This is a genomic window from Streptomyces novaecaesareae (genome assembly GCF_000716875.1).
Classification (GTDB): domain Bacteria; phylum Actinomycetota; class Actinomycetes; order Streptomycetales; family Streptomycetaceae; genus Kitasatospora; species Kitasatospora novaecaesareae.
In genome coordinates, this window is sequence record NZ_JNWQ01000240.1 from 1 (window position 1) to 327 (window position 327).

At 66.4% G+C, this 327-nt stretch carries 1 protein-coding gene; it reads left to right on the forward strand.

Annotated features, from left to right (window positions below; genetic code table 11):
- Positions 1–327 (forward strand): acyltransferase domain-containing protein (locus OP86_RS32675; protein WP_033334544.1); only part of this gene is annotated, 327 nt, incomplete at both ends.

The window sequence follows — 327 nt, forward strand, 5'->3', positions numbered from 1 at the left end:
GATCCGCGCCCGCCGCATCGACGTCGACTACGCCTCCCACACCCACCACGTCGAACAACTCCGCGACCACCTCGCCCAACAACTCGCCGGCATCACACCCAAACCCGCCGACATCCCCTTCCACTCCACCGTCAGCGGCAACCGACTCGACACCACCCGACTCGACGCCGACTACTGGTACACCAACCTGCGCCAACCCGTCCTCCTCGAACCCACCATCCGCGACCTCGCCACCCACGGCCACCACGCCTACATCGAAATCAGCCCCCACCCCGTCCTCACCCCCGCCATCGAAGAAACCCTCGACACCCAAACCCCCACCCACGA